1 protein-coding gene is annotated in these 1,255 nt (G+C 64.4%); it reads right to left on the minus strand.

Annotation, left to right across the window (positions count from 1 at the left end):
* Positions 1 to 41: 41 nt before the first annotated feature.
* Positions 42 to 1,186, minus strand: a protein-coding gene (locus AB0E90_RS51695) for an IS3 family transposase (RefSeq protein WP_360421242.1) whose coding sequence is annotated in 2 segments (ribosomal slippage) — positions 42 to 913 and positions 913 to 1,186 — 1,146 coding nt in all. Because the reading frame shifts where the segments join, the coding sequence is not laid out codon by codon here.
* Positions 1,187 to 1,255 lie beyond the last annotated feature (69 nt).

Consider the following 1,255-nt stretch of genomic DNA (forward strand, 5'->3'; position numbering starts at 1 on the left):
GGGACTGCCCCGGGTTTGGTTGACTCGCGGGGTTGAGTGGTTCAGGCCGCGGTGGCGTGCCTGTTGATTGTCTCAAATTCGATCGGGGTGAGCCGGCCGAGGCGGGCTTGTCGGCGTCGGCGGTGGTAGGTCTTCTCGATCCAGGTCACGATCGCCAGACGGAGATCTTCACGGGTGCGCCAGCGTTGCCGGTCCAGGACGTTCTTCTGCAACAGGGCGAAGAACGACTCCATCGCGGCGTTGTCACCACACGCGCCGACCCGGCCCATCGAACCCGCCAATCCGTTGTCCCGCAACACTTTCACGAACTTCCGGGAACGAAATTGACTACCCCGGTCCGAGTGCACAATGGTCCCGGACGGATCACGCAACCGGACCGCGTTACGCAACGCCGACACGGCCAGGGACGCTTTCATCCTCGAGTCGATCGAGTAGCCGACGATCCGACCGGAGTACACGTCCTTGATCGCGCACAAATACAGCTTGCCCTGCCCGGTCGGGTGTTCGGTGATGTCAGTCAGCCACACCCTGTTCGCCGCGGTGGCGGTGAACTGTTTACGGACCAGATCGTCGTGCACCGGCGGGCCGGCCCGGCGGGTCAGGCCGCGTTTCTTGGCGAACACCGACCAGATCCGCTGCTGCGAACATAACCTCGCCACCCGGTTCAGTCCGGCGTTGATGCCGTGAGCGGGCAGTTCGTCGGCGATGAACCGGTGCCCGAACGCCGGGTCGTCGCGGTGGATATCGAGTGCGGCGTTGATCAGATACGCGTCGTCGAGCTCACGACGGCTGACCGGTGCCGACTTCCACGCGTAAAAGGCCTGCTTGGAGAACCCCAGCACCCGGCAGGTCACCGCGACGGGAATCCCGTCCGCGGCCAGGTCCTCGACCAGCGGGTACATCATTTTGGGGAGATCTCTTTCGCGAAGTACGCCGCTGCCCGGCGCAGGATCTCGTTCTCCTGCTCCAGCAGTTTGTTGCGTTTACGCAGCTCACGCAGCTCGGCCGACTCAGTCGTGGTGGTGCCGGGCCGGATCCCGTCGTCGGTGTCGGCGATCTTGAGCCAGCGGTGCAGACAGGCTTCGGAGATCCCGAAGTCCTTCGCGATCTGCGCGATCGGAGCCTCGCGTTTACGGGCGACCGCGACAACGTCACGGCGGAACTCCGGCGGGAACGCTTTCGGCATGGGATACATCCTCCCAGCGAGGACTCACGTCCTCACAGGTCAGGAGTCAACCGAACCGGGGGCAGTCCC

It is taken from the genome of Actinoplanes sp. NPDC026619 (genome assembly GCF_040638295.1).
Taxonomy (GTDB): Bacteria; Actinomycetota; Actinomycetes; order Mycobacteriales; family Micromonosporaceae; genus Actinoplanes.